24 protein-coding genes are annotated in these 25,045 nt (G+C 60.5%); all 24 read right to left on the bottom strand.

Features of this window, described 5'->3' with window-relative positions; all coding sequences use genetic code 11:
• Positions 1 to 2: 2 nt before the first annotated feature.
• On the bottom strand, positions 3 to 1,199 hold the full coding sequence (gene metK, locus I6E60_RS08320; RefSeq protein WP_197124611.1) for a methionine adenosyltransferase: 1,197 nt from the start codon (positions 1,197 to 1,199) through the stop codon (positions 3 to 5).
• A gap of 29 nt (positions 1,200 to 1,228) precedes the next feature.
• A complete protein-coding gene (gene coaBC / locus I6E60_RS08315; RefSeq protein WP_197179671.1) occupies positions 1,229 to 2,428 on the bottom strand; it encodes a bifunctional phosphopantothenoylcysteine decarboxylase/phosphopantothenate--cysteine ligase CoaBC in 1,200 nt (399 codons plus the stop codon).
• A gap of 9 nt (positions 2,429 to 2,437) precedes the next feature.
• Positions 2,438 to 2,698 carry a DNA-directed RNA polymerase subunit omega gene (gene rpoZ / locus I6E60_RS08310; RefSeq protein WP_197105687.1) on the bottom strand — a complete coding sequence of 87 codons (261 nt, stop codon included), beginning with the start codon at positions 2,696 to 2,698 and terminating at the stop codon, positions 2,438 to 2,440.
• Positions 2,691 to 3,620 (bottom strand): guanylate kinase, encoded by a 930-nt coding sequence (gmk, locus tag I6E60_RS08305; protein ID WP_197179669.1) that lies wholly within the window; start codon positions 3,618 to 3,620, stop codon positions 2,691 to 2,693. The genes rpoZ and gmk overlap by 8 nt, the downstream gene beginning before the upstream one ends.
• Positions 3,620 to 4,462 (bottom strand): orotidine-5'-phosphate decarboxylase, encoded by an 843-nt coding sequence (gene pyrF / locus I6E60_RS08300; protein WP_197179667.1) that lies wholly within the window; start codon positions 4,460 to 4,462, stop codon positions 3,620 to 3,622. Before pyrF ends, gmk begins: the two co-directional genes overlap by 1 nt.
• Entirely contained in the window at positions 4,455 to 7,769 is a 3,315-nt protein-coding gene (gene carB, locus I6E60_RS08295; protein ID WP_197124604.1) for a carbamoyl-phosphate synthase large subunit, read from the bottom strand. The genes pyrF and carB overlap by 8 nt, the downstream gene beginning before the upstream one ends.
• Entirely contained in the window at positions 7,769 to 8,908 is a 1,140-nt protein-coding gene (gene carA, locus I6E60_RS08290) for a glutamine-hydrolyzing carbamoyl-phosphate synthase small subunit (protein WP_197179664.1), read from the bottom strand. The genes carB and carA overlap by 1 nt, the downstream gene beginning before the upstream one ends.
• Positions 8,905 to 9,399, bottom strand: a complete 495-nt coding sequence (locus tag I6E60_RS08285) for a hypothetical protein (RefSeq protein WP_197124600.1) — start codon at positions 9,397 to 9,399, stop codon at positions 8,905 to 8,907. The genes carA and I6E60_RS08285 overlap by 4 nt, the downstream gene beginning before the upstream one ends.
• On the bottom strand, positions 9,392 to 10,747 hold the full coding sequence (locus I6E60_RS08280; protein WP_197124599.1) for a dihydroorotase: 1,356 nt from the start codon (positions 10,745 to 10,747) through the stop codon (positions 9,392 to 9,394). Before I6E60_RS08280 ends, I6E60_RS08285 begins: the two co-directional genes overlap by 8 nt.
• 28 nt (positions 10,748 to 10,775) lie before the next feature.
• Complete coding sequence (locus tag I6E60_RS08275; RefSeq protein WP_197124598.1) at positions 10,776 to 11,723, bottom strand: aspartate carbamoyltransferase catalytic subunit; 948 nt, start codon at positions 11,721 to 11,723, stop codon at positions 10,776 to 10,778.
• Positions 11,720 to 12,247 carry a bifunctional pyr operon transcriptional regulator/uracil phosphoribosyltransferase PyrR gene (gene pyrR, locus I6E60_RS08270; protein ID WP_197124597.1) on the bottom strand — a complete coding sequence of 176 codons (528 nt, stop codon included), beginning with the start codon at positions 12,245 to 12,247 and terminating at the stop codon, positions 11,720 to 11,722. Before pyrR ends, I6E60_RS08275 begins: the two co-directional genes overlap by 4 nt.
• A gap of 78 nt (positions 12,248 to 12,325) precedes the next feature.
• Positions 12,326 to 13,171, bottom strand: a complete 846-nt coding sequence (locus I6E60_RS08265) for an ABC transporter permease (RefSeq protein ID WP_231601424.1) — start codon at positions 13,169 to 13,171, stop codon at positions 12,326 to 12,328.
• Positions 13,164 to 14,204 (bottom strand): aliphatic sulfonate ABC transporter substrate-binding protein, encoded by a 1,041-nt coding sequence (locus I6E60_RS08260; RefSeq protein ID WP_197124595.1) that lies wholly within the window; start codon positions 14,202 to 14,204, stop codon positions 13,164 to 13,166. The genes I6E60_RS08265 and I6E60_RS08260 overlap by 8 nt, the downstream gene beginning before the upstream one ends.
• Before the next feature lie 53 nt (positions 14,205 to 14,257).
• A complete protein-coding gene (locus tag I6E60_RS08255; protein ID WP_197124594.1) occupies positions 14,258 to 15,070 on the bottom strand; it encodes an ABC transporter ATP-binding protein in 813 nt (270 codons plus the stop codon).
• Positions 15,071 to 15,161: 91 nt separating this feature from the next.
• On the bottom strand, positions 15,162 to 15,575 hold the full coding sequence (nusB, locus tag I6E60_RS08250; protein ID WP_197105698.1) for a transcription antitermination factor NusB: 414 nt from the start codon (positions 15,573 to 15,575) through the stop codon (positions 15,162 to 15,164).
• Positions 15,576 to 16,139: an elongation factor P gene (efp, locus tag I6E60_RS08245; RefSeq protein WP_197105699.1), complete on the bottom strand. Its 564-nt coding sequence runs from the start codon at positions 16,137 to 16,139 to the stop codon at positions 15,576 to 15,578.
• Positions 16,140 to 16,210: 71 nt separating this feature from the next.
• The gene (locus I6E60_RS08240) at positions 16,211 to 16,666 is read right to left on the bottom strand and encodes a type II 3-dehydroquinate dehydratase (RefSeq protein WP_197124592.1); all 456 of its coding nucleotides are present in this window, start codon (positions 16,664 to 16,666) and stop codon (positions 16,211 to 16,213) included.
• A gap of 26 nt (positions 16,667 to 16,692) precedes the next feature.
• Positions 16,693 to 17,769, bottom strand: coding sequence for a 3-dehydroquinate synthase (gene aroB, locus I6E60_RS08235; RefSeq protein ID WP_197124590.1), 1,077 nt, complete (start codon positions 17,767 to 17,769; stop codon positions 16,693 to 16,695).
• Positions 17,766 to 18,275, bottom strand: coding sequence for a shikimate kinase (locus I6E60_RS08230; RefSeq protein ID WP_197179660.1), 510 nt, complete (start codon positions 18,273 to 18,275; stop codon positions 17,766 to 17,768). The genes aroB and I6E60_RS08230 overlap by 4 nt, the downstream gene beginning before the upstream one ends.
• The gene (aroC, locus tag I6E60_RS08225; RefSeq protein WP_197179658.1) at positions 18,265 to 19,470 is read right to left on the bottom strand and encodes a chorismate synthase; all 1,206 of its coding nucleotides are present in this window, start codon (positions 19,468 to 19,470) and stop codon (positions 18,265 to 18,267) included. The genes I6E60_RS08230 and aroC overlap by 11 nt, the downstream gene beginning before the upstream one ends.
• Before the next feature lie 45 nt (positions 19,471 to 19,515).
• Entirely contained in the window at positions 19,516 to 20,400 is an 885-nt protein-coding gene (locus tag I6E60_RS08220; RefSeq protein WP_197179656.1) for a shikimate dehydrogenase, read from the bottom strand.
• Entirely contained in the window at positions 20,394 to 21,887 is a 1,494-nt protein-coding gene (gene mltG, locus I6E60_RS08215) for an endolytic transglycosylase MltG (protein ID WP_197179654.1), read from the bottom strand. Before mltG ends, I6E60_RS08220 begins: the two co-directional genes overlap by 7 nt.
• Before the next feature lie 3 nt (positions 21,888 to 21,890).
• On the bottom strand, positions 21,891 to 22,352 hold the full coding sequence (gene ruvX / locus I6E60_RS08210) for a Holliday junction resolvase RuvX (protein WP_197179652.1): 462 nt from the start codon (positions 22,350 to 22,352) through the stop codon (positions 21,891 to 21,893).
• 3 nt (positions 22,353 to 22,355) lie between these two features.
• Positions 22,356 to 25,010 (bottom strand): alanine--tRNA ligase, encoded by a 2,655-nt coding sequence (alaS, locus tag I6E60_RS08205; RefSeq protein WP_197179650.1) that lies wholly within the window; start codon positions 25,008 to 25,010, stop codon positions 22,356 to 22,358.
• Positions 25,011 to 25,045: the final 35 nt, after the last annotated feature.

Raw genomic sequence — 25,045 nt, 5'->3', positions numbered from 1 at the left:
CTCTACAGCCCGGCGGCCCCGCGAAGAGCCTCAACGCGGTCAAGACGCTCCCACGTGAACTCAGGAAGCTCACGACCGAAGTGACCGTAGGTTGCAGTCTTCGCGTAAATGGGGCGCAAGAGATCGAGATCGCGGATGATCGCGCCGGGGCGCAGATCGAATACCTCATGGATCGCGCCCAGAATGGCCTCGTCAGAAACATGACCGGTACCAAAGGTTTCGACGTACAGGCTGACCGGTGCTGCCCGGCCAATCGCGTAGGCGATTTGCACTTCGAGACGATCAGCAAGACCTGCGGCAACCGCATTCTTCGCGACCCAGCGCATGGCATAGGTCGCTGAACGGTCAACCTTCGAGGGGTCTTTGCCGCTGAATGCTCCCCCACCGTGACGGGATGCCCCACCGTAAGTATCAACAATGACCTTGCGACCGGTAACCCCGGCATCACCCTGAGGGCCACCAATTTCGAAACGGCCGCTTGGGTTCACAATGGATTGCAGGTTCGACAGATCGAGGCCGGCGCTTTCTGCAATCGGTCGCACGACGAGTTCTTCGATCTCACGACGCAACTGGGCGGTTGAAACAGACGGCGAATGCTGCGTCGACAACACGACGGTCTCAATGCTGCGCGGCACCGATCCCTCGTAGCCGACGGTGACCTGAGTCTTGCCGTCCGGACGCAAATAGTCGACCAAGCCCTCCTTGCGCACAGCCGCGAGACGCTCGGCCATGCGGTGAGCAAACCACACAGGGGCAGGCATGAGCTGCGGAGTCTCGTTAGTGGCGTATCCGAACATGACACCCTGGTCGCCGGCACCCAAGACATCCAGCGAGTCTGTTGAATTGCCTTCACGCGCTTCGAGCGCACGATCAACACCCTGCGCGATGTCGGGAGACTGGGCGCCGATTGAGACGGATACGCCGCACGAACGACCATCAAAGCCAACATCAGACGAGTTGTAACCGATGGAAGAAATGCGATCGCGCACGATGGCGGGGATGTCGGCATAGCCGGTTGTCGTCACTTCACCAGCGACATGCACGAGCCCCGTTGTCACGAGAGTCTCAACAGCGACCCGAGCACTCGGGTCTTCTTCGAGCAAAGCGTCAAGAATGCTGTCACTGATCTGATCACAGATCTTGTCGGGGTGTCCCTCGGTAACAGACTCCGAGGTGAAGGTGCGCAGGGGCGAAGTCATAAGCCGTCTCCGGTAGTGATGAATGGATGTCAGCGGGCTGCGAACACAAGATCCAGAATGCGGTGAGCCACCGACAACTTGCTTCCGCTTGCCTCACCCACTCTATCGCCGACCTTATCGATGACGATCACGGTGTTACGGTCTGAGGCGAAACCTTCAGTCCACCCGACGCGGTTGATGACCAAGAAATCACAGCCCTTACGCGCGATCTTTGCGCGGCCCAGCTCAAGTAGCGCAGCGTCGTGCGGCTCGGTCTCGGCAGCGAAGCCAACGACGATTTGGTTCTCTGGGCTCTCTGCCGCCAGACCACGCAAAATGTCGGGGTTTTCTTCAAGACGCAACTCGAGGGTGCTCGAATCGCTGCGCTTCTTAATTTTGGATTGCGCAGTCTCCGCTGGACGGTAGTCGGCAACCGCCGCGGCCATAATGATGGCGTCGGCCGACTTCGCTTCAGCCTGCACCGCTGACTGCAATTCCAGAGTCGTAGACACCTGAACGCAGCGAACCCCGCCAGGAAGCGGAACCTCAAGATTCGCGGCGATGAGGGTGACATCAGCGCCGCGCGCCGCTGCGGCCATAGCCAGAGCAACGCCCTGTTTGCCGCTTGAACGATTGCCAATGAAGCGCACCGGATCGAGGGGTTCCCGAGTGCCGCCAGCCGTAACCAGCACCGAACGACCGACGAGGTCGCGCGACGAGACCACCGTCTCAAGAACCGCGGCGACGATGTCGCTTGGCTCAGACATCCGACCGGGCCCACTATCGGAACCAGTCAGCTGACCGGATTCTGGCCCAACGATGCGGATGCCACGCGAACGCAGCGTCTCGATGTTGGCGACCGTCGCCGGGTTCTGCCACATCTCGGTGTGCATCGCGGGCGCCACAATCACGGGCGCTCGAGTGGCAAGGATGGTGTTGCCGAGGAAGTCACTCGCGTCACCGGTAGCGATCTTAGCGATCGTGTTCGCAGTAGCGGGAGCGACGATGATGACGTCTGCGGCTTGGCCGACAGAGACGTGCCGCACCTCATCCACGCCCTCGTAGAGGTCAGTGTGGACGGGATTGCGGCTGATTGCTTCAAGAGTAGGCAGCCCTACGAACTTGAGGGCGTTGCTCGTGGCCACGACATGGACGTCGTGGCCCGCGAGCACCAGCTCACGCACAACGGAAACCGCCTTATAGGCAGCTATTCCGCCGGAGATCCCGACGACAATGTTGAGCGCGGCCACCGAAAGGTTCTATTCGTTGCTGAGACGCTTGAGTTCGAGCTTGTTCTCGTTGATCTCGTGGAGAGCAACGGAGAGCGGCTTGTCGTCGATCGTGGAATCTACGAGCGGCCCGACGTTGTCGAACAGGCTGCCCTCGTGGAGGTCAGCGTAGTAGTCGTTGATCTGGCGAGCGCGCTTCGAAGCGAAGATAACGAGCTGGTACTTGGAGTCAACCTTCGACAGCAGTTCGTCGATGGGGGGATCAATGATGCCCGAGTTCTTGTCAGCCATGAGGGTGCTCCTTGGAGTCGGAAGTGGTCGCGCCAGCGGGCGCATCCATCAATTCTACGACTTCTTGAGCCGCTTGGCTTACTTCTGTGTTCACAACCTTCACATCGAACTCTTCTTGAGCCGCCAATTCGACCTTTGCGGTCTCCAAACGGCGGGCCTGTTCGGCAGAATCTTCGGTGCCGCGACCGATCAGCCGGCGCACCAATTCTTCCCACGTTGGCGGGAGAAGAAAAATCAAGAGAGCCTCGGGCATGACGTTGCGAACGGAACGTGCGCCCTGCAGATCGATCTCGAGCATCACGCGCCTTCCCTCAGAAAGGGCAACATCGATTGGCGGGCGTGGCGTGCCGTAGCGGTACGAGTTATGCACCACTGCCCACTCCAATAACTCATTCTTGGAGATCATCGCGTCGAACTCGTCATCGCTCACGAAGTAATAGTGAACGCCGTCGATCTCGCCCGGACGGGGCTTGCGCGTAGTCGCAGACACACTCAGCAGCACATCGGGGTGGTTGTCACGGATGAAGCTCGAGACGGTTCCCTTGCCCACAGCAGTCGGGCCGGCCAAGACCACGAGCCGCGTTGGCTCTGGCCCTTGGCGCTGCGAAAGGTAGGCCGCAAGGCGTTCGCGCTGCTTCGGCCCGAGGCCGCCGACCCGTTTGCGATCGGCGATCGCCAGATCGGCCATGATCGATTCAACCCGGGTTGGTCCGAGAGAGGGGACACTCATCAGCAGCTCGCGCACGAGCAATCGAGCTTCTGCACTGTCGGGCTGATCCCACGCTGTGCGCGCCACGCTGAGAGCGGTTCGAGCACGCTCAGCAACTTCACGTTTGACTGACGCCCGGGCGCGTCGCGCCGCAATAGCCGCGCGGGAGGCCGCTGCACGGTCAACGGCGGGTGGCTCCGGGCGAGGTCCCATTAGCGAACCTGCTCACGAAGTTGCGACCGAAGCGATCGAAGTTCTGCCGGGATCTGACTTGCACCCTCTTGCAGAACGCTGCGGGAAACGGTCACAATCGTGTTCGCCACGGCATCACCGTAGAGTTCGCGCGCCTGCTCAACCTGAGCACCTTGGGCTCCGAAACCCGGGGCAAGAATCGGCAGATCAACCAGTTCGCCATTGCGAATGCCGTAGTCGGCAACTTCGACGGTGGCACCGATCACGACGCCAAATGACCCAAGCCCGCTTTCGGTGTTGAGGGCCGCCACATCGCGCACAACGCTAGCGGCGACAGTCGCCCCTTCGTGTTCACCTTCGGTGATGCGAGCCGACTGGATGGAGTGGGCCGAAGCATTAGAGGTTGCTGCCAAAACGAAAATGCCTTTGCCCGCTGAGCGAGCAAGTTCAAATGGGCCAGACAGCTCCGACACTCCCTGATAGGCCACAGCAGTCATTGCGTCAGCCTCGAGGGGTGAGCCGGGCGTCAGCCACGCTTGTCCATAGGCATCGACAGACGACGACAGGTCACCGCGCTTCACATCGGCAATCACGAGCAGCCCAGCGGAGCGCGCCAAGGCGAACGACTCCTCGAGAATCGCGTAGCCCGCGGATCCGAAGCGTTCGAAGAAGGCAACCTGCGGCTTGATCATTCCCACGTTGCCTGCTGCAGCGTCCACTGCGCGGAGAGCGAATTCGCGCACGCCGTGGGCGTCGTTGGAAAGCCCCCAGCTTTCGAGGAGGAACGGATGAGGGTCAACTCCCATGCACACTCCCCCAAACTCTTCGAAGGTCTGCGCAAGCCGTGAGGAGAAACTAGGCATTGTTGGCTACCTTCTCGAGCTCGGCGGCACGATCCAGAGCGTAATCCTGAAGCGATCGCACATCAAAGCCATCACGGATGGCCTCAAATGACGCGACAGCGGCCGCAAGCTGGGCCATAGTCGTGAAAATCGGCTTGTCGGCCGCGACCGTCGCGGTGCGGATTTCGTAGCCATCGGCACGCGCACTGCGGCCGCTCGGCGTGTTGATCACGACATCCACCTTGCCGTCGTTGATCATTTCAACGATCGACGGTTCAGCAGCATTTGCTTCCTGGCCCATGAAGTACTTGCGCACCACCTGAGCTTCGATGCCGTTGCGCGCGAGGATCTCGGCAGTTCCTTCGGTGGCGAGAATCGTGAAGCCCAGTTGGCTGAGACGCAGAACCGGCAGGATGACGGCACGCTTGTCGCGGTCAGCGACCGAGACGAAGACTGAGCCGCTGTCAGGCAGTCCGCCGTAAGCCGCTTCCTGACTCTTAGCGAACGCCTTCGGGAAGTTCGAGTCGATTCCCATCACTTCGCCGGTGGAGCGCATCTCCGGGCCGAGAACCGAGTCAACGACTTGGCCCTCAACCGTGCGGAAGCGTCGGAACGGCAGAACCGCTTCTTTCACCGAGACCGGCGACGTCGATGGCACTTGCGAACCATCAAGAATCGGCAGCAGACCGCTGTCGACGAGTTGACGGATGCTTGAACCAGCCATGACGAGAGCAGCAGCCTTCGCCAGCGGAATCCCGAGTGCCTTCGATACGAACGGAACGGTGCGGCTCGCACGAGGATTAGCTTCGAGCACGTAGAGGATGCCCTGGCCGATTGCGAACTGCACGTTCAGGAGCCCGCGCACGCCGACGCCTTCAGCGATGGCGAGGGTAGCCTCGCGTACTCGATTAAGCACGTCACGCCCGAGCGTCACCGAGGGCAGGGTACAGGCAGAGTCGCCGGAGTGGATGCCGGCTTCTTCGATGTGTTCCATGATGCCGCCGACATAGAGTTCGGTCCCGTCATAAATGGCGTCGATATCGATCTCGATCGCGTCATCGAGGAACCGATCGACGAGCAACGGTGAGCTCGGCGAAATGATCACGACATCGCGAACCCGCTCGAAGTAATCGGCGAGGGCTTCGGAGTCATAGATGATCTCCATGCCACGCCCGCCAAGCACGTGCGAGGGGCGAACGAGAACCGGGAACCCGATGTGTTCGGCAATCTCGATCGCTTCGGACTGGTTAGTGGCGGTGCCGTTCTTGGGTGCGAGAAGCCCGGCGTTGTCGAGAATCTTGGAGAACAAACCACGTTCCTCGGCAAGGTCGATTGCCTCCGGCGTCGTTCCCAGAATCGGGATGCCGGCATCCTTGAGCCCTTGAGCAAGACCAAGTGCTGTCTGTCCACCAAGCTGCACGATCACCCCGAGGAGTTCACCGCTCTGGCTCTCGGCATGGATGATCTCGAGCACATCTTCGAGCGTGAGGGGCTCGAAGTAGAGCCGGTCACTCGTGTCATAGTCGGTCGAAACCGTCTCGGGGTTGCAGTTGATCATGATGGTCTCGTAGCCCGCATCAGAGAGAGCAAACGAGGCATGAACACACGAGTAGTCAAACTCAATGCCCTGACCGATACGGTTCGGACCAGACCCAAGAATGATGACCTTCGTCTTCTCGCTCGGGGCAACTTCAGTCTCGGAGTCGTAGCTTGAGTAGTGGTACGGGGTGAGAGCCGGGAATTCCCCAGCACAGGTGTCAACCGTCTTGAAGACGGGGCGCACATCGAGTCCCCAACGCAGGTCGCGAACCTCAGCCTCAGTGGTCCCCCGAAGCTCCGCGATTTGCACGTCGCTGAAACCATGGTTCTTGGCGTGCGTGAGCAATGCGGCTGACAGCTCCGCGGCATCCGCAATGTCGACCGCAACCTCGTTGATAAGAGCGATCTGATCAACAAACCACGGGTCAATCTTGGTGGCTTCGAAGACCTCTTCGGTCGTGGCGCCCGCGCGCATCGCCTGCTGCACCGTGACGATACGACCGTCGGTGGCGATGGACGACAGAGCCAACAGTGCAGCCTTGTCGCCGACTTCGCCCTTCCAGTGGAAGCTCGAATCGCGCTTTTCGAGTGAACGAAGCGCCTTCTGCAACGCAGTCGAATAGTTGCGACCGATTGCCATGGCCTCACCGACCGATTTCATCGTGGTCGTGAGGCGGGTGTCTGCCGCAGGAAACTTCTCAAACGCAAAGCGCGGAACCTTCACCACAACGTAGTCAAGGGTTGGTTCAAAGCTCGCCGGAGTGACCTTCGTGATGTCATTGGGGATCTCATCGAGCCGGTACCCGATGGCGAGTTTGGCCGCAATCTTGGCGATCGGAAAGCCCGTTGCCTTCGACGCCAGAGCGCTTGACCGCGAAACGCGGGGGTTCATCTCAATGACGATCACACGGCCGGTGGCGGGATCGATCGCGAACTGAACATTGCAGCCGCCGGTGTCAACGCCAACGGCGCGGATGATGTCGATGCCGATGTCGCGGAGATTCTGGTACTCGCGGTCGGTCAGCGTGAGCGCCGGCGCGACAGTGATCGAGTCACCGGTGTGCACACCGACCGGGTCAACATTCTCAATCGAACACACCACAACGGTGTTGTCTGACGTGTCGCGCATGAGCTCGAGCTCGTACTCTTTCCAGCCCAGGATGCTCTCTTCAAGCAGCACCTCGGTCGTGGGGCTCTGGTGCAAGCCGTCAGTGACCATCCGGATCAGTTCTTCGCGTGAATACGCGAAGCCAGAACCGAGGCCGCCCATCGTGAAGGAGGGGCGGATCACGAGTGGATATCCGAGATCCTCGGCAAACTCAACCGCCTCAGGAACCGTGCGCGCGATGTACGACTTTGCGACCTCGGCACCACAATCGATCACGAGCTGCTTGAAGATCTGGCGGTCTTCACCACGGTTGATCGCTTCGAGGTTCGCGCCGATCAGCTCGACGTTGTACTTGTCGAGGATGCCGTGAGCGTCGAGCTCGATCGCTGCATTGAGAGCGGTCTGACCGCCCAATGTGGGCAGCAGCGCATCCGGACGCTCCTTGGCGATGATCGACTCGATGACTTCCCACGTGATGGGCTCGATATAGGTTGCGTCGGCGAAATCAGGGTCGGTCATGATCGTGGCGGGGTTCGAGTTCACCAAGATGACGCGGATGCCCTCCTCACGCAGCACTCGGCAGGCTTGCGTTCCGGAGTAGTCGAACTCTGCTGCCTGACCGATAACGATCGGGCCGGAACCGATAACCAGTACCGAGGAAATGTCTTGTCTCTTGGGCATTACTTGCTGTCCTTTGCGTTCTCGAGAACAAGGTCGCGGAACCTGTCGAAAAGATAGTTGGCATCGTGGGGGCCTGAGGCCGCCTCGGGGTGGTACTGCACGGAGAAAGCGGGGATGTCGAGGGCGCGGAGACCTTCAACAACGTTGTCGTTGAGGTTGACATGGCTGACCTCGACGCGGCCAAAGCCCGCCGGTGACTGGCTGATTTCGCCGATAGGCGCGTCAACCGCAAAACCGTGATTGTGCGCGGTGATCTCGGTGCGCTGGGTCTGCACATCGATGACGGGCTGGTTGATTCCGCGGTGGCCGAAGGGCAACTTGTAGGTGCCGTAGCCGAGAGCACGACCGAGCAGCTGGTTGCCGAAACAGATACCGAAGAACGGCAGTCCCTTCGTGAGCACCTCGGTGAGGAGTGCAACGTGAGCGTCGGAGGCCGACGGGTCGCCTGGACCATTCGAGTAGAAGACGGCGACCGGCGCAATCGCCATCAGCTCGTCGAAAGTGACGGTCTGCGGCAGCACGTGAACGTCAAAGCCACGCTCAGCGAGGTAGTTGAGCGTTGACGTCTTCACGCCGAGGTCAAGAACAGCCAAGCGGCCGATGCTCTCCCCCACTGCGGCAACAACATAAGCCTCGGATGTCGACACTTCAGACGACAGACTCTGGCCGCTCATCTGGGCTGCGGCCGTGACTGCTGCAAGCTGCTCGTCATTGCTGAGTTCCGCATCCGCGCCGGAGAAGATTCCGCCACGCATGGAGCCGGAGTCGCGCAAGCGACGGGTGATCGCGCGAGTATCGACCCCGCTGATTCCCACGATGTTCTGGGTGACAAGTTCGTCGTCCAGTGACCCATCGGCGCGGTAGTTCGACACCACGCGGCTCGCATCACGCACAACGAAGCCGGAGACCCAAATTCGTGAGGATTCAGGGTCTTCATCATTCACACCGGTGTTGCCGATGTGCGGTGCCGTCATGACGACGATCTGTCCCGCGTAACTGGGGTCGGTGATCGTCTCTTGGTAGCCCGTCATACCGGTGGCGAAGACTACTTCGCCGAGGCGCTGACCGCGGGCGCCGTAGGCCTGACCGAGATAGCGCGTGCCATCTTCAAGGACGAGCACTGCAGGTTCAAAAGTCACAGGGACTGCCTTTCATTGCCGACGACTGTATCGAGAGCGCGTTCACACGTCTCGGGGTCGTCCATTCGGAAATAGCTATCGACTGCAGTGCCATCGAGTGTCCACTCGATCACCTGCAGCCCGTTGTTTTCGACCACGCGGTCGATGGTCCAGGTGGCGCGGGAAATGCCGCGCACCGTGTCACGAGCGAGCCAGAGATCGTCTGATCCCGCGCGCGAGACGACGATGCCTTCCGGATGCACTTCGAGCAAACAGTTCGCCCGGAATCCCAGGCCGTGCACGTTTACACGGTTGAGCTGATCGCCGGCAACAGTGGTCGATACGTACTTGCCACTAAAGCGCAGGTCAGTGTCGGCGAGGTCAGCCGGCGGCGCAACCGGGAGCCCGATGTGAGCCTGTCGTCGCTTTCGTGAATACCAGCCAGCAACCATGAGCGCCAGCAAGATAACCAGGATGCCGATCACGATGAGCACTGAGACGTCTTTAGACATTCGCTGCCTCGCTTTCAGCCAGTCTGGCCTGCTGAGCAACCTCAGCCGCATCGACGACGTCGCCATCTCGAACGGTTTCGTAACCGTTGTGGATGGTGGTCATCACGCGGCCGGGAAGTTCGCGTCCAAGGTAGGGCGAGTTCGTGCTCTTGCCCCGCAGCGACTCGGTAGAGAATGTTGACCGCGCGCTCGGGTCGACCAGCACGAGGTTCGCGGCTGAACCGAGAGCGAACGGTGTCGCGTACCCATCGAGGCGACCGATTTCGGCTGGCTTCTGCGAAAGGACGCGCGCGACATCCGTCCAGTTCAACTGACCAGAATCGACGACAGCCTGCTGAACGACGTTGAGAGCGGATTCAAGACCGATCATTCCGAACGCAGCTTCTGCCCACGAGCACTCTTTCGCCTCGGGCGGGTGCGGTGCGTGATCGGTCGCGACGATGTCAATGGTGCCGTCAGCCAGCGCGGCGCGAAGTGCGTGAACGTCTTCGTCACGTCGCAGAGGCGGGTTCACCTTGAAGCGCGCGTCGTAGCCGCGCACAAGTTCTTCCGTGAGGAGCAGGTGGTGAGGCGTCACCTCTGCCGTCACAGCAATTCCGCGAGCCTTAGCCCAGCGGATGACGTCAACCGACCCGGCGGTTGACAGGTGACAAATATGAAGGCGTGCCCCCACGTGTTCGGCGAGTAGCACGTCGCGCGCGATGATCGACTCTTCTGCGACGGCAGGCCAGCCCGCAAGACCAAGCTCACTGGATACTGCGCCCTCGTTCATCTGCGCATCGACAGTGAGCGTCGGCTCCTGAGCATGCTGGGCGACCACACCATCAAAAGTTTTCACGTATTCGAGCGCGCGACGCATGAGCAACGCGTTATGAACGCACTTGCCATCATCGGAGAAAACGCGCACGCCGGCTCGCGAATTGGCCATCGCACCGATCTCGGAAAGCGTGACGCCGTCAAGCCCTTCGGTGACAGCACCGATGGGCCGCACGGTCGCGTACCCGTGGTCGTTGCCGAGCGACTGAACCTGCTCAACAACTCCAGCGGTGTCTTGAACCGGCATGGTGTTGGCCATGGCGAAGACAGCAGTGAATCCGCCCATCGCTGCAGCACGACTGCCCGAGAGCACCGTTTCGCTCTGCTCGAAGCCAGGTTCACGCAAGTGAGTGTGAAGATCGACGAGACCGGGCAACGCCTGAAGGCCCGCGGCATCAATTGTGCGATCAGCCGCTGTCGCGTCGGTGAAGACTCCGCGCTCAATCGTGAAGTCGGCGCGCTCGCCATTCGGCAGAGTGGCGTTGACGATTCTGATACTCACGAGAGTCCTCTTCTCTGGGTTAGTACGCATTCAGGGGCGGCGGGCATGGTTCCCGCGCTCACCGCTCCACAGCTCCGGACAGCAAGTGATACAGCACCGACATCCTGACCGAGACGCCATTCGCCACTTGCTCAAGCACTGTCGATTGTGGTGAATCCGCGGCTCCCGCCGAGATTTCCAGGCCGCGGTTCATCGGCCCGGGGTGCATGACCATGCTACTTGTTGGCAGAGCGGTCATCCGTTCGTCATTGAGCCCCCATTGGCGTGAATACTCACGCGCGTTGGGGAAGAATGCGGCCGTCATTCGCTCGGCCTGAACCCGCAGCATCATGATGACGTCGGGGCCCTGCGCGATCGCGTCATCAAGGTCGTAGGAGGTCTCGACTGGCCACCCACTGAGGTTCACGGGAAGGAGAGTCGCCGGGGCAACCAGCGTCACGTGGGCGCCGAGCGTCGTCAGCAGCCAGACGTTCGAGCGCGCCACTCGAGAGTGAACGATGTCTCCCACGATCGTGACGGTCACACCGTCCAACCCTTTGCCCCGAGCAGCAGCCCCATGAAGACGACGACGAATCGTGAAAGCATCGAGCAGCGCTTGAGTCGGATGTTCGTGGGTGCCGTCACCGGCGTTCACAATTCCGGCATCGATCCAGCCAGCATCGGCAAGCGTCTTTGGGGCACCAGATGCCCAGTGTCGGACGACGACCGCGTCGGCTCCCATGGCAGCGAGAGTCTGAGCGGTGTCCTTGAGGTTCTCCCCCTTGGAGACGCTCGATCCCTTGGCTGCGAAGTTGATGACATCGGCGCTCAGTCGCTTCGCCGCCGCTTCGAATGAAATGCGCGTGCGCGTGGAATCTTCAAAGAAGAGGTTGATCACGGTCTTGCCGCGCAGTGTCGGAAGCTTCTTCACTTCGCGCTCAGAGACAGCGGCCATATCTTCCGCCACGTCCAGAATCGCGATGGCCTCATCGCGGGGCAAACCTTGAGTACTCAGTAGGTGCCTCATCCGATCGTCACCTCATCCGATCCGTCGATTTCTTCAAGGCGCACGTTAATACGCTCCTCCATCGAGCTGGGAAGATTCTTACCCACAAAGTCGGCCCGAATCGGAAATTCCCGGTGACCGCGGTCGACGAGCACCGCGAGGCGCACAGCGCGCGGGCGCCCGAGATCGCCGAGAGCATCGAGTGCGGCACGGATGGTGCGCCCGGAGTACAACACGTCGTCGACCAGCACGACCGTCTTGCCATCGATACCCCCGGCCGGGATGTCGGTCGGGCCAGTTGCTCGAGTGGGGTTCTGCGCCAGATCATCGCGGTACATCGTGACGTCGAGCACCCCTGATGTCACGGGTGTGGGGTCGACCGATTGAATGATCGCCGCAATCCGCTTGGCGAGGGTCACCCCACGCGTAGGAATACCGAGAATGACGAGATCGTCGGAACCGCGATTGGACTCCAGGATTTCATGGGAAATCCGAGTCAACGCTCGGGTGATATCAGCATGCTGCAACACAGTGCGTACAGACATTCTGACCTCCTTCCCCGCCTCTCTGGACGGAATTTAAAGGAAATCTGTTTCACCGACTATACCGCGCTCGCGGCAGCGCTACGACCCCCAACGTTTTAGCAAGAAACGTTCGAGTAGGCCGACCGCACTATCCGTGCCCTTACCCAGAATTCCGAGCAGGATGATCGTGAGAAACAGTCGATCTATTCGGCCGTTCTGTTGCGAATCGACGAGTAAGAAGCCGAGACCGAGCGAGGCTCCAAGCAACTCCCCCGCGACCAAGAAGAGCCAGGCCTGAGCCAGTGCAAGCCGCAGAGACGAGATCACGGCGGGAACTACCGCTGGCAATTGCACGAGGCTCAGCAACGCCGGACCGGAGTAGCCGTAGCTACGTCCCAGCTCCACAAGATGAGCATCCACATGCCGAAGGGCCGGGGCAACGGTCGTATAAACCGGAAAGAACGCTCCAATCGCGACGAGAGCGACTTTCGAGTCTTCATTGAGACCGAGGTAGAGTCCGAGTAGCGGCACCCACGCCAAAGACGGCACGGCGCGCAGTGCGCCCAAAGTCGGGGCGAAGAGTTCGGATGCCCGTGCCGAGAGACCCACAATCGACGCAAGCGCCAGTCCGACAATCGCCCCAATTCCGAACCCAAGCAGTACGCGCTGCGTGGAGATCGCGATGTGTTGGTACAGCACTCCGCGCTCGTAGAGGTCGACTCCCGCGGCCCATACGCTCAGCGGCGTTGGGAGCCGATAGCTCGGCACCAACCCCGATGTCGCAATCGCTTGCCAGAGAACGATCACAGCAATCGGAATCACGCCACCGAGGACTGTGGCTCGCACCCACCGTCGCCGCGGGCGAGGCTCCGACGTGACGGGCACCGGGGCACCCGTCACGTCGCCCACCAGAGGCCTCTCGAGCACCGGCGTTCCGCTATTCAGCGACACGACTCGGGTCCGCAGCGTCGACATACGTTGTCTCGAACAATGACGCGAGAGCGTCATCGATTTGCGACTGCTCCGCAACGGCACCCGAGTCAACAAAGATCGGGCCAATCACGTTGAGCACGTCGAGCTGCTTCTGGCCTGGGGCAGGGTCAATGGCCAGATTGGTGCGTTCCAGCAGCACAGAGTTGGCAATCGGGAGATCGATGCCGGCGACATCCGCAAAGATCGCTGCGGCGTCATCCGGGCTATCGGCGGCCCACTGACGCGCCTTCTCATACGCATCAACGACAAGCTGCGCGAGGTCAGGCGATGTCTCGAGGAAACTCTCCGTGGCGTTGAGGAAGCCATAGCTGTTGAAATCTGGATTGTCGTACACGATTCGCGAACCTGCGTTCACGACCGATGCACTCATGAGTGGATCGAGCCCGGCCCACGCATCAACCGTGCCCGCTTCGAGCGCAGTCTTTCCGTCAGCGTGCTGAAGCTGAGTGATCGTGACCTCGTCAAGGCCTATACCGGCTTCCGCGAGAGTCTGGAGCAGGAAGAAGTAAGGGTCGGTGCCCGCATTGGCTGCGATGTTCTTACCGCGAAGGTCATCAGCCGACTGAATGTCTGAATCGGCGGCAACGACGATTGCTGACCAGTTGGGCTGCGAGTAAACATCGATCGTCTTGATCGGCGAACCATTGGCACGGGCCAGAAGCGCTGCGGAACCTGCCGTCGAGCCCACGTCAAGCGAACCGGAGCGAAGCGCGTCGTTCGCGGCAGCGGAGCCGGATGACTGAATCCAGGTGACTTCAACGTCATCACCGAGCGTCTCTTCTAGCCAGCCCTCTTCTTTGATGATGAGGCTGAGTGGGTTGTACGTCGCGAAGTCAACCGTGAGGTGGTCACTGCTCCAGCCAGCGGAGGTGTCAGGGGCATCGGGTGAGAGCGACGAGCCTTCACCTTCGACGCAGCCCGAGACGCCAAGAGCGAGAACAAGAACACCAGCGGCAACCGAAGCGATACGAAAACGGGGAGACATAGTTTCCTTCAGAGAGAGAAATGAGAATGGATGACGGGGAAAGTTCAGTGTTACTAGCGAGCTGACAGATGGTGGGTGGGAACGCCAAGCCCTTCGAGCAGCTCAGCGCGCAGTTCGGCAAGATCTCCACTTCCCCGGTCACGAGGGCGTAGGCCCGGCACGACGACGGTGGAACGGATGCTGGCGTGCGCAGCGCTTTCCGTGGGGTCAATCGCGCCGAGCAGGATCACGCGGTCGGCGAGATACAGGGCCTCATCGACATCGTGAGTGACGATGACGATCGTCGCGGGCTCTGCAGTGTGGAGATCGAGCAACAGGTCCTGCATCGAGAGGCGGGTAAGAGCGTCGAGCGCACCAAATGGTTCGTCGAGCAGGAGAACGCCGGGTCGACGAGCCAATGCTCGCGCGAGCGACACACGCTGGGCCATGCCACCAGAAATTTCTCGCGGACGAAGATGGGCGGATGACGAGAGCTTCACCAGCTCCAGCAATTCGGCGACGCGGTCTCGGTCAGCGCTGGTGCGCTTTCCCCGTGGCAGGCCGACTTCGACGTTACGGGTGATCGAACGCCACGGCAGAAGGCGAGGTTCTTGGAACGCGATTGCGGAGCGAGCATCCAGTCCAGTAACGGGAAGGCCACCGATAGCGATGGAGCCATCGGTAGGGCTGTCCAAGCCACCGATGTGCCGCAGCAGCGTCGACTTGCCACAGCCGGATGGCCCAATCAGCGCAACAATCTCGCCGGCAGCGATCTCGAGTGAGAGCTCGTTCAAGACAACGCGGTCACCAAAGCGGCGCGACAACTCGCGAATGGAGACAGACAGCGCATCGGCTGGGGTGCTGGAGCGAAGGGTCGAAGAACTCATCCCTGAACGCTAGGACCGCGGGGATGCCGTGGCCAGCGCAGTCGTAACGTAGCGTCACGCACGGGCGTAACGCTACGTCACATAAGGCGAACTATTCGGTGCTGGCCGCGATGCGACCGAGCAAACCATTGATGAATCCGGCGGAGTCTTCGGTCGAGTGCACTTTGGCAGATTCGACTGCTTCAGAGATTGCGACTCCGGTCGGAACCTCATCGTTGTACATGATTTCCCAGAGACCGATGCGGAGCAGAGCGCGGTCGACCGCAGGCATGCGGTTCAAAGGCCAGCCCTGAGAATAGGTCTCGATGAGCTCATCGATTTCTTCGCCGTGTTCGGTGATACCGACCACGATGTCTTGAGCGTACGCCCACGCCGTAGCGCGAGCGGGTTCACTCATCGCGCGGGAAGATTCGGCCGCGAGAGCTGCGTTGATGCTCTCGCCGCGAACATCCGCGCCGTACATGACGTCAAGCGCGCGCTTACGCGCCTTGCTACGAGCCCCCATTTAGTCGTTCACGCGACCGAGGTAGCTACCATCACGAGTATCGACCTTGACGCGGGTGCCCTGCTCAACGAACAGCGGAACCTGAATCTGGTAACCGGTCTCCACGGTGGCGGGCTTGCTGCCACCGGTGGAACGGTCGCCCTGAAGGCCAGGCTCGGTGTACGTGATTTCGAGAACAACGGATGCCGGAAGCTCTACATAGAGCGGCTCGCCGTTGTGCAACGCGATAACGACGTTCTGGTTTTCGAGCATGAAGTTTGCAGCATCGCCAACAGCGGTCTCGCTCAGAGTGATCTGGTCGTAATCGCTCGTGTTCATGAACACGAAGTTTTCGAGATCCTTATACAGGTACTGGAACTCCGAGCGATCAACGGTTTCGGTTTCAATTTTGGCGCCAGCGTTGAAGGTGCGGTCTACGGTTTTGCCCGAGCGCACGTTCTTGACCTTGGTGCGAACAAAAGCACCGCCCTTGCCGGGCTTGACGTGTTGGAACTCGATAACGGTCCACAAGCCACCGTCCATGTTGAGAACGACGCCGTTCCTGATGTCAGCGGTAGAGGCCATGCGTGAATCCGTTTCTGTTAACGAGTAAAAGCGCGATTAAGTCGACGAGCGACAAAAACCAACATTCGAGTCTAACTGAGTCGTCGAGCAACCGCGTCGAGGGCAAGGATATAGGAGTCGAAACCGAAGCCAGCGATGACGCCAGTGGCAACGCCCGAGATGACGCTGGTGTGGCGGAATTCTTCCCGCGCGTGCGGGTTGGTGATGTGCACTTCGACCAAGGGCAACCCCGCACCCGATACCTGAGCCGCGGCATCCCGAAGAGCGTAGGAGTAGTGCGTGAAGGCCGCCGGGTTCATGATCACGGGAGCACCAGCATCCACTGCTTCATGAAGCCATGAAACCAGTTCGGTCTCGCTGTCGGTCTGACGAAAATCGAGAACAATGGATGCCGCGTTGGGCAACGTCTGCACGTGAGCCTCGAGCTCAGCGCTCAAGTCGACGAGAGTTCCTCCGCCATAGACATCGGGTTCTCTGCTGCCGAGACGGCCGAGATTGGGGCCGTTAAGCACGAATACTGTAGTCACCGCTCCACTCTAGCGAGGAAGCCCCGCTAGACCCCGACTTCTTGGTACGCGGAGTAGAGCATGGCTTCGTCTGGTCCATTGAGCATCGACGTGTGGCCGACAGAATCGAGCACGACAAATCGGATCATGCCGGCACGGGCCTTCTTATCGCGCTGCATCGTGGCAAGCAACGTATTCCAGCGGCCGAGAGGGTAATCAATGGGAAGACTCAGCGACTGCAGGATACTACGGTGACGATCAACCACGTCTGAACTCAAAGAACCCGCGAGATGCGCGAGCTCGGCAGCAAACACCATTCCGACCGACACTGCGGCACCGTGGCGCCAGCGGTAGCGTTCAGCATGTTCGATCGCGTGCCCAAGAGTGTGGCCGTAATTCAGCGTCTCGCGCAGGCCCTTCTCCATAAAGTCTTCGCCAACGACGCGGGCCTTGAGCCCGATCGAGAGCTCAACAACACGACGGAACGACTCGGAATGCGGATCGGTCACCGCATCCACGTCGGCTTCGATCAGGTCGAGGATCTCGGGCTCACCGATAAAACCGCACTTCACGATCTCGGCGAAGCCAGCCAAAACCTCGTTACGAGGGAGGTCATCAAGCACATCGAGGTCAGCCACGACCGCGCTCGGCGCGTAGAAGGCACCAACGAGGTTTTTGCCCTCAGCGGTGTTAATCCCCGTCTTGCCACCCACGGCAGCATCCACCATTCCCGCAACACTCGTCGGGCACTGAATGAGCTTCACGCCGCGCAACCACGTTGCCGCGACAAAGCCTGCAAGGTCAGTTGATGCCCCGCCGCCGAAGCCGATGACGGCATCCGTGCGCGTGAAGTCGGTCTGGCCCATGATCTGCCAGCAAAATGCGGCGACTTCGATTCGCTTCGCATCTTCGGCATCCGGAACCTCAGCGAGAAGCACTTCGTAGTTTTCCGACAGCGAGTCGCGCAGGGCATTCGCTCGCGCGCCCAGCGTCGCCGGGTGGATGATGAGCACTTTCGCGACGCGCGGTCCGAGCTGTTCCGCAAGTTTCGGCAACAAACCGCGGCCGACGAGAACGTCGTAAGGATTGGTCCCGGCGACCGGGATGATCGTAGTTTCGGTCATTGTTGTTGGGTTCCCAACCAGTCGGCGATTTCGCGCGCGACTTTTTCCATTGGCTTCAGTGAGGTATCGATCGTGAGCGACGATAACTCGTCGTAAATGGGGCGACGAGCTTCGACAAGCTTCTCCCACTCGTCAGCGTTCTTCACCAGAGGGCGTTTGCTGCCAGCGATACGAAGTCGAGCGGCAGCCTTTGACATTGTTAATTGGACAACGCGGTGTGATTCGAGGTCGGCCCGGGTGTCGAGATTGAGCACTGCTCCCCCGCCCAGAGTGACAACAGCGGGTTCAAGTAGAGCGTTAGCGACTGCTTCGCGCTCGCGATCCCGAAAATACTCTTCGCCAAATTCGGCGAACAACTCCGGGATGGGCCCGTGGGATGCGACGACCACTTTGTCAGTATCGATCAGGGGAGCATCCAGAATCTTCGCCAGTTTCTTGCCAGCGCGCGTCTTTCCGGCACCTGGTGCACCGATGATGACTACGAGCGCACCACCGTCATTCAGCACGTGACGCCCGTGTTGTGTTGAGCGGCTCTGGGATCGAGGCAAGGTACGAGTCGAGGTTGCGTTTGGTCTCGCCTAGCGAATCGCCTCCGAACTTCTCGAGCACTGAGTTCGCGAGCGTCAAGGCGACCATGGCTTCGGCAACCACTCCAGCGGCGGGCACGGCACACACGTCGGAGCGTTGGTGGTGCGCGACAGCAGCCTCACCAGTGGCGATATCGACGGTACGCAATGCCCGGGGCACAGTTGAGATGGGCTTCATGGCGGCGCGCACCCGCAAGACGGTGCCGGTGGTCATGCCACCCTCGATGCCGCCGGCGCGGTCGCTGAGGCGCGAGATGCCATCGTCATCCTGCACAAGTTCGTCATGAGCGACAGAACCGCGACGACCAGCGGTCTCAAAGCCATCCCCGACTTCGACACCCTTGATGGCTTGAATGCCCATGAGCGCGGCAGAGAGTTGAGCGTCGAGTCGGCGATCCCAGTGCGTGTACGAGCCGAGCCCGGGCGGAAGACCATAAGCGAGAACCTCGACTACACCGCCGAGGGTGTCGCCATCTTCGTGAGCCTGATCGACTTCGGCGACCATGAGCTCAGAGGTCGCGGGGTCAAAGCAGCGCAAGAGATCAGCGTCGAGCGTGGCCACGTCGTCCGGCGCAGGGAGCGGGCTTCCCTCGGGCGAACGAACGGTGCCGATCGACAAGGTGTGACTGACCAAACGGATGCCGAGCCCACCCAAGAAGGCGCGAGCGATCGCTCCGAGCGCCACCCGAGCTGCAGTCTCGCGGGCGCTGGCCCGTTCGAGAACATTGCGGGACTCGGCAAAGTCGTATTTCTGCATACCGACGAGGTCGGCGTGGCCAGGGCGAGGGCGTGTAAGCGCGGCACCGCGGCCCTTCGGCAGCGTTTCAGGATCGACAGGAACGGGGCTCATTACATCGACCCAGCGCGGCCACTCCGTGTTGCCGATTCGCAACGCGATTGGGCTACCCATCGTGGCACCAAAGCGGATTCCACCGCTCAGCGTGAGTTCATCCTGCTCGAACTTCATGCGCGCGCCGCGGCCGTAGCCGAGCGTGCGACGCACAAGATCCGCCTGAATCTGCTCAGGAGAAATGGGGACGCCCGACGGCATCCCCTCAAGGATCGCGACCAATTCTGGGCCGTGAGATTCACCGGCCGTTAACCATCGAAGCATGCGTCAATCCTCCCACATGCGCGCGTGACACTTTCGCGCCGTCAGCTACGAATGGTTATGGCCCTCGGGTTGCTCAATCGCAGCACGCATCGCGTCGATAGCGTCTGCCTCATGAGGCAGCGGCACGTCGGCAGTGCCTGCGGCAAAGATCCGCACTTGCGCGATTGCCTGATTAATCAAGAGATCATGGCCAGAGATCACGGTGCCGCCGGCGTCGTACCAGCTCGCCGCGATTTCGCTCGGCCACGGATCGTAGGCGACATCAAAAAGCACCGAGGTAGTGCGCACGGCTTCAGCGAAACGGAGATCCATTGCGCCTCCCGGAACCGTCGTGATGATGACAGTCGGCGCGGTCGTCGCGGTCGTCGCTTCGCGCCATTGCCGCAGCGTGACGGTGGCGCCAAGAGACTCACCAAGCTCCTTCAGCGGCGCAGCCTTCGAAGGAGTGCGCGCAAAAATCTCAATACTCTGAGCACCCATTCGAATGGATGCCACGAGAAGTGAGGCTGCAGTGGCCCCCGCACCCAGAATCCACACGGAGTCCAAGTTCGAAAGGCCCGCGTCAAGAAAGCTGCGCAGCGCGCCTTCGACATCCGTGTTGTACCCGCGAAGGTGTCCCTCGCTCACGACGACGGTGTTCGCTCCGCCGACGAGCTCAACAAGGGGGTCTGCCCAATCAAGAAGTGGCACGACGTCACGTTTGAGCGGCATCGTGAGCGAGAGTCCCCGCCAACGACGGTCGAGAGCACCCAGAAATGCGGGAAGCGACTCCCCCGTTAGTTCAACCGCGTCGTACTCCCAGTCAAAACCGAGCGTCTGGTACGCAGCGCGATGGATAGCAGGACTCAATGAATGGGTAATCGGCGAACCGAGAACCGCGAGCTTGAAACGATCGTCCTTTTTGTTCGACGTCTCAGAATTCTCTAGCAATAGCTTCCATTTTCGTCGCTCGCTGCGCACCAGTCGCGCAATTGCTGTGCCGCTGCTTCGTGGTCGTCAACGTTGGTCGTGAAGACTGTCTCGCCCGTAGCCAGGTTGATCGGCACGAAGAAGAGCCAGTCACCGTCTGCGGGGTTCATCGCCGCGTCAATTGCCAGCTCGCCTGGCAAGCCGATGGGGCCGACCGGCAAGCCGGGGTTCGCGTACGTGTTGTAGGGATTGCTCGCATCCGCACGTTCGGCATCCGTCGTCCACACCGTATGCAAGTTGCCGGTGCCATACGCGACGGTGGCATCGGATTGCAAGAGCATGTCTTGGTCGAGCCGGTTGTAAAAGACGCGTGCGATCTTGTAAAAGTCGTCCGTGTTTGGTCCGGCTTCGCGTTGTACCAGCGCAGCCATCGTCAGAATCCGGTAGCGGTCCTCCACAGCAACACCCGCGGCATCCAACTTCTCATACATCGTGTTGACCATCAGGTCGAGTACGGCGTACGGATCCTGGCTGCCATCGAGTTCATACGTCGCGGGGAATAGGTATCCCTCGAGACTCACGGCTTCCGCAGGAAGCCCGAAGTGCTCAAGGTCTTCGGATGCCGCTTGCAAATCTGCCAGGGTAATACCGGTCGTTTCAGAAATAATCTCAAGCGCATTCGGCAGCGTCGTGCCCTCGGTAATGAGAAGCCTGTCAGTCACGATATTTTCGGGATCAAGGAGCGCATCGAGAGCAGATTGCGCGCTCATCTCCTTTTGCAGCGAGTAGTTTCCGGGAAAGAAGGCCGGATCGGTTTCTTGGGCCAAGAGCAGATCATAGAACGCGTCGAAACTCATGGTGACGCCGGCGACATTCAGGCTGCGCGCGATGTCGGAGCCAATATCACCCGAGTTGACCGTGATGACAACTTCTTCGCCGTTGCCGGAGCCTTCGAAGTCGTTGGGAATCTCCCAGCCTAGAACTTCGCGGATCTTGTCCTCGTAGTTGACCCAGGCGTATGCCGCGACGCCAGCGCCGAGGAGCGCAATAATCAACAGCGGCAATCCGATGATGAGTCCCCAGCGGCGTTTCTTACGAGGGGGCTCTCCGCTGCTGTCGCTGCTGTTGGGCGTGCCAGCGGCTGCGGCCGCACTCGCGTTGCTCTCCGGCTGCGTCGTGCCGGCGGTCAGTTCTTCGAAAGTTGCGAAAGCATCTGCTTCTCGAGCGGCCTGAGTCACCGCGGGAAGATGCGAGCCGTCGCCCCGTTTGGCAGCCGCAGAATCTTGCGCCGCCCGTGCTTCGCGCCGGGTCATGGGCTGACCGCTTCGCTGGGGCGTGCTTCCGACGTTAGGGGAGCGTGAAGGATCGACCGGAACAGCACCGTCAGCAGGTGTCGCCGAGTCTGCGGAGGGATCAGTGCCGTGTGCGGCCGCTTCGCGGGCTGACTTGGGCGCACTCTCGGCGGGTTGCTCGCCGAAAATGTCTTCCCAGTTCGGTTCGTCAGCCATAATTTAGGATCCTTGCGTCGGGTCCACGAGCTCTCCGGGCGGACGAGCCGCGGAGCGCTCGAAGTCGAGGGCATGTTGCAAAATTATAACGGCGGCAACCTGATCGACCACCGACCGTGAATTCTTCGTAGTGCGACCGGATGCACGCAAAGCAGACTGCGCCGACATTGTCGTCATGCGTTCATCGACCAGTCGCACGGGCAGCGGTGACTTATCGGCGAGCTGCTGAGCAAACTGTCGCGCATCCCCCGTCGACGCGGTATCCCGACCAGAGAGCGCAATCGGCAGCCCGACAACGAACTCGACGGCGTCATACTCCTCTGCAAGCGCGAGAATGCGCTTCACACTTTTATGGGCGCGCTGAACAGTCTCGACCGGTGTTGCTAGCATCCCGTGCGGGTCGCTACGAGCGACACCCACGCGCACCTTGCCGACATCGACGCCGATTCGGGTTCCCGAACGCATCCGTTACGCCAACAGTCTCGACAGAATCAGAGCGAGCGCGTCGGGAATGGCAGCGGGGTTCGCACCGCCACCTTGAGCGATGTCTGGCTTTCCACCACCGCCACCGCCGAGCACGCTGGCTGCAGCCTTGGCGAGATCGCCCGCCTTGAATCCGTGGGCCCGAGAGGCGTCATTGGTTGCGACGATCACGGCCGGCTTCTCGCCGATGGTTGCCGCAAGAGCGACCACCACGGCTTCGGCGCCCAACCGTTCACGCACCGACTGAACGAGACCGCGGAGGTCATCGGTAGAAGCCAACTCCCCAACGTTCTCGACGACCGCCGTGACGGATCCCACAACTTGAGCCGTCTCCACTAGAGCAGGAACGCGCTGTGAAAGCTGACCGGCCTCGAGCTGCGCAATCTTGCGCTCAGCAGCCTTCAGGTTTGCCAGCAACTCAGAGATGCGGTCAGGAAGCTGTTCGCGTGGCGTTTTCAGATTGGTGGTCAGCTCCGACACGATTGACCGCTCGGTCGCAAAGTTACGGAAAGCGTTGAGACCAACGAGGGATTCGATTCGACGGTTAGCCGAACCAACAGACGACTCCCCCACAAGCGAGATCAAACCGATTTCGGATGAGCGTGCCACGTGGGTTCCTGCACAGAGCTCGAGCGACCATGGGCCGCCAATCTCCACAACCCGCACGGTGTCGCCGTACTTCTCACCGAAAAGCGCCATCGCACCGAGATCCTTGGCATCGTCGAGTGCCATGATGCGCGTAGACACCTCGAGATTGTCGCGCACAGCAGTGTTCGCGACCTCTTCGATCTCGGTCTTTGTCTCAGCAGAGAGCGCTTGCGACCACGAGAAGTCGAGGCGCATGTAGCCGGCCTTGTTGTAGGAACCAGACTGATGAGCATCGCTGCCCAAAATTTGGCGGAGAGCCGCGTGGATGACGTGGGTCGCCGAGTGAGCCTGAGTCGCCCCCCGACGCCATTCAGCGTCAACAAGCGCAGAAGCAGGATCTCCGACTCCCACCTCGCCGGCCGTGACGGTGACCTTGTGACTGATGAGGCCTTTAACCGGGCGCTGCACGTCAAGAACTTCGAGGTGGAAATTCGCGCCGACGATGGCACCGGCATCCGCTTCTTGGCCACCGGATTCCGCATAGAGCGAGGTCTCCGCGAGAATCACTTCGGCGGTTTGCCCGGTCTTGGCGCGATTCACCGAGACGCCGTCGACAATGATGCCGATCACGCTCGACTCGGTTTCGAGGGTGTCGTAGCCGGTGAACGTCGTTTCGCCGAGAGCCCGAAACGCACCGTAAACAGAAAGATCTGCCAAGAACTGCTTCTTTGACCCGGCATCAGCCTTCGCACGGTCGCGCTGCTGCTTCATCAGAGTGTCGAAGGCTTCGCGGTTAACGCTCAGGCCAGCTTCGGCCGCCATCTCAAGGGTCAGGTCGATCGGGAAGCCGAAGGTGTCGTGCAACAAGAATGCGGTGTCGCTTGGCAGCTCAGTCGCGCCGGACTTCTTCGTGTTCTCCACTGCAGTGTCGAGAATTGTGGTGCCGCTCGCGAGGGTGCGCATGAAGACGTCTTCTTCAGCGAGAACGATTCGCGAGATGCGGTCGTAATCTTTTTCGACCTCGGGGTAGGCAGCTTTCATAGCATCGCGGGATGCCGGAAACAGCTCGGCAAAGGTGGTGCCCTCTACGCCCAAGAGTCGCATAGCGCGCACGGTACGACGGAGCAGGCGGCGCAGCACATAGCCGCGGCCTTCGTTGCCGGGTGTCACACCATCCGAGATGAGCATGAGGCTCGAACGCACGTGGTCAGCGACTACACGCAGTCGAACGTCAGCCTCATGGTCGGCACCATAAGTGCGACCGGCTAGCTCCGCTGCCTTATCGAGCACAGGACGAACCTGGTCGATTTCATACATGTTTTCGACGCCCTGCTTAAGGAACGCAACGCGCTCGAGCCCCATGCCGGTGTCGATGTTCTGCTTCGGAAGCTCTCCGAGGATCGAGAACTCTTTGCCCTTACCCTCGCCACGCAAGTACTGCATGAAGACGAGGTTCCAGATTTCGACATAACGGTCGTCATCAGTGGCGGGGCCACCATCTGCACCGTAAGCCGGGCCACGGTCGAAGAAGATCTCCGAACAGGGGCCTGCTGGCCCTGGCTGCCCGGTCGACCAGTAGTTGCTGTCCATACCGAGTCGCTGGATGCGCTCGTCGGGCAGTCCGGCGGTCTCTTTCCAGAACGCAACAGCGTCGTCATCGTCTTCGTACACGGTGACCCACAGGTCGTCGGGACGAAAGCCGAGCCCGCCCTTATCCTCTGGCAGTGTCAGGAATTCCCACGCAAATTGAATGGCTTCCTTTTTAAAGTAGTCGCCAAACGAGAAGTTTCCGTTCATCTGAAAGAACGTGCCGTGACGGGGAGTCTTGCCGACCTCTTCGATGTCGAGGGTACGGATGCACTTCTGCACGCTTGTGGCACGGTCATACGGAGCCGGAACCAGACCGGTCAGATACGGAACGAAAGGAACCATGCCGGCGACGGTGAAGAGCAGCGTCGGATCGTCACTGACAAGCGAGGCGGAAGGAACGATCGTGTGGCCACGCTCACCAAAATAGGTCAGCCAACGTTTCTGGATTTCTGCGGTTTGCATGGGGATCCCCGGGAACTCAATGATGCGGCCCAAGG

This window comes from Salinibacterium sp. SWN167 (genome assembly GCF_015864665.1).
Taxonomy (GTDB): Bacteria; Actinomycetota; Actinomycetes; order Actinomycetales; family Microbacteriaceae; genus Rhodoglobus.
This window is presented reverse-complemented; position numbering and strand designations above follow the sequence as displayed.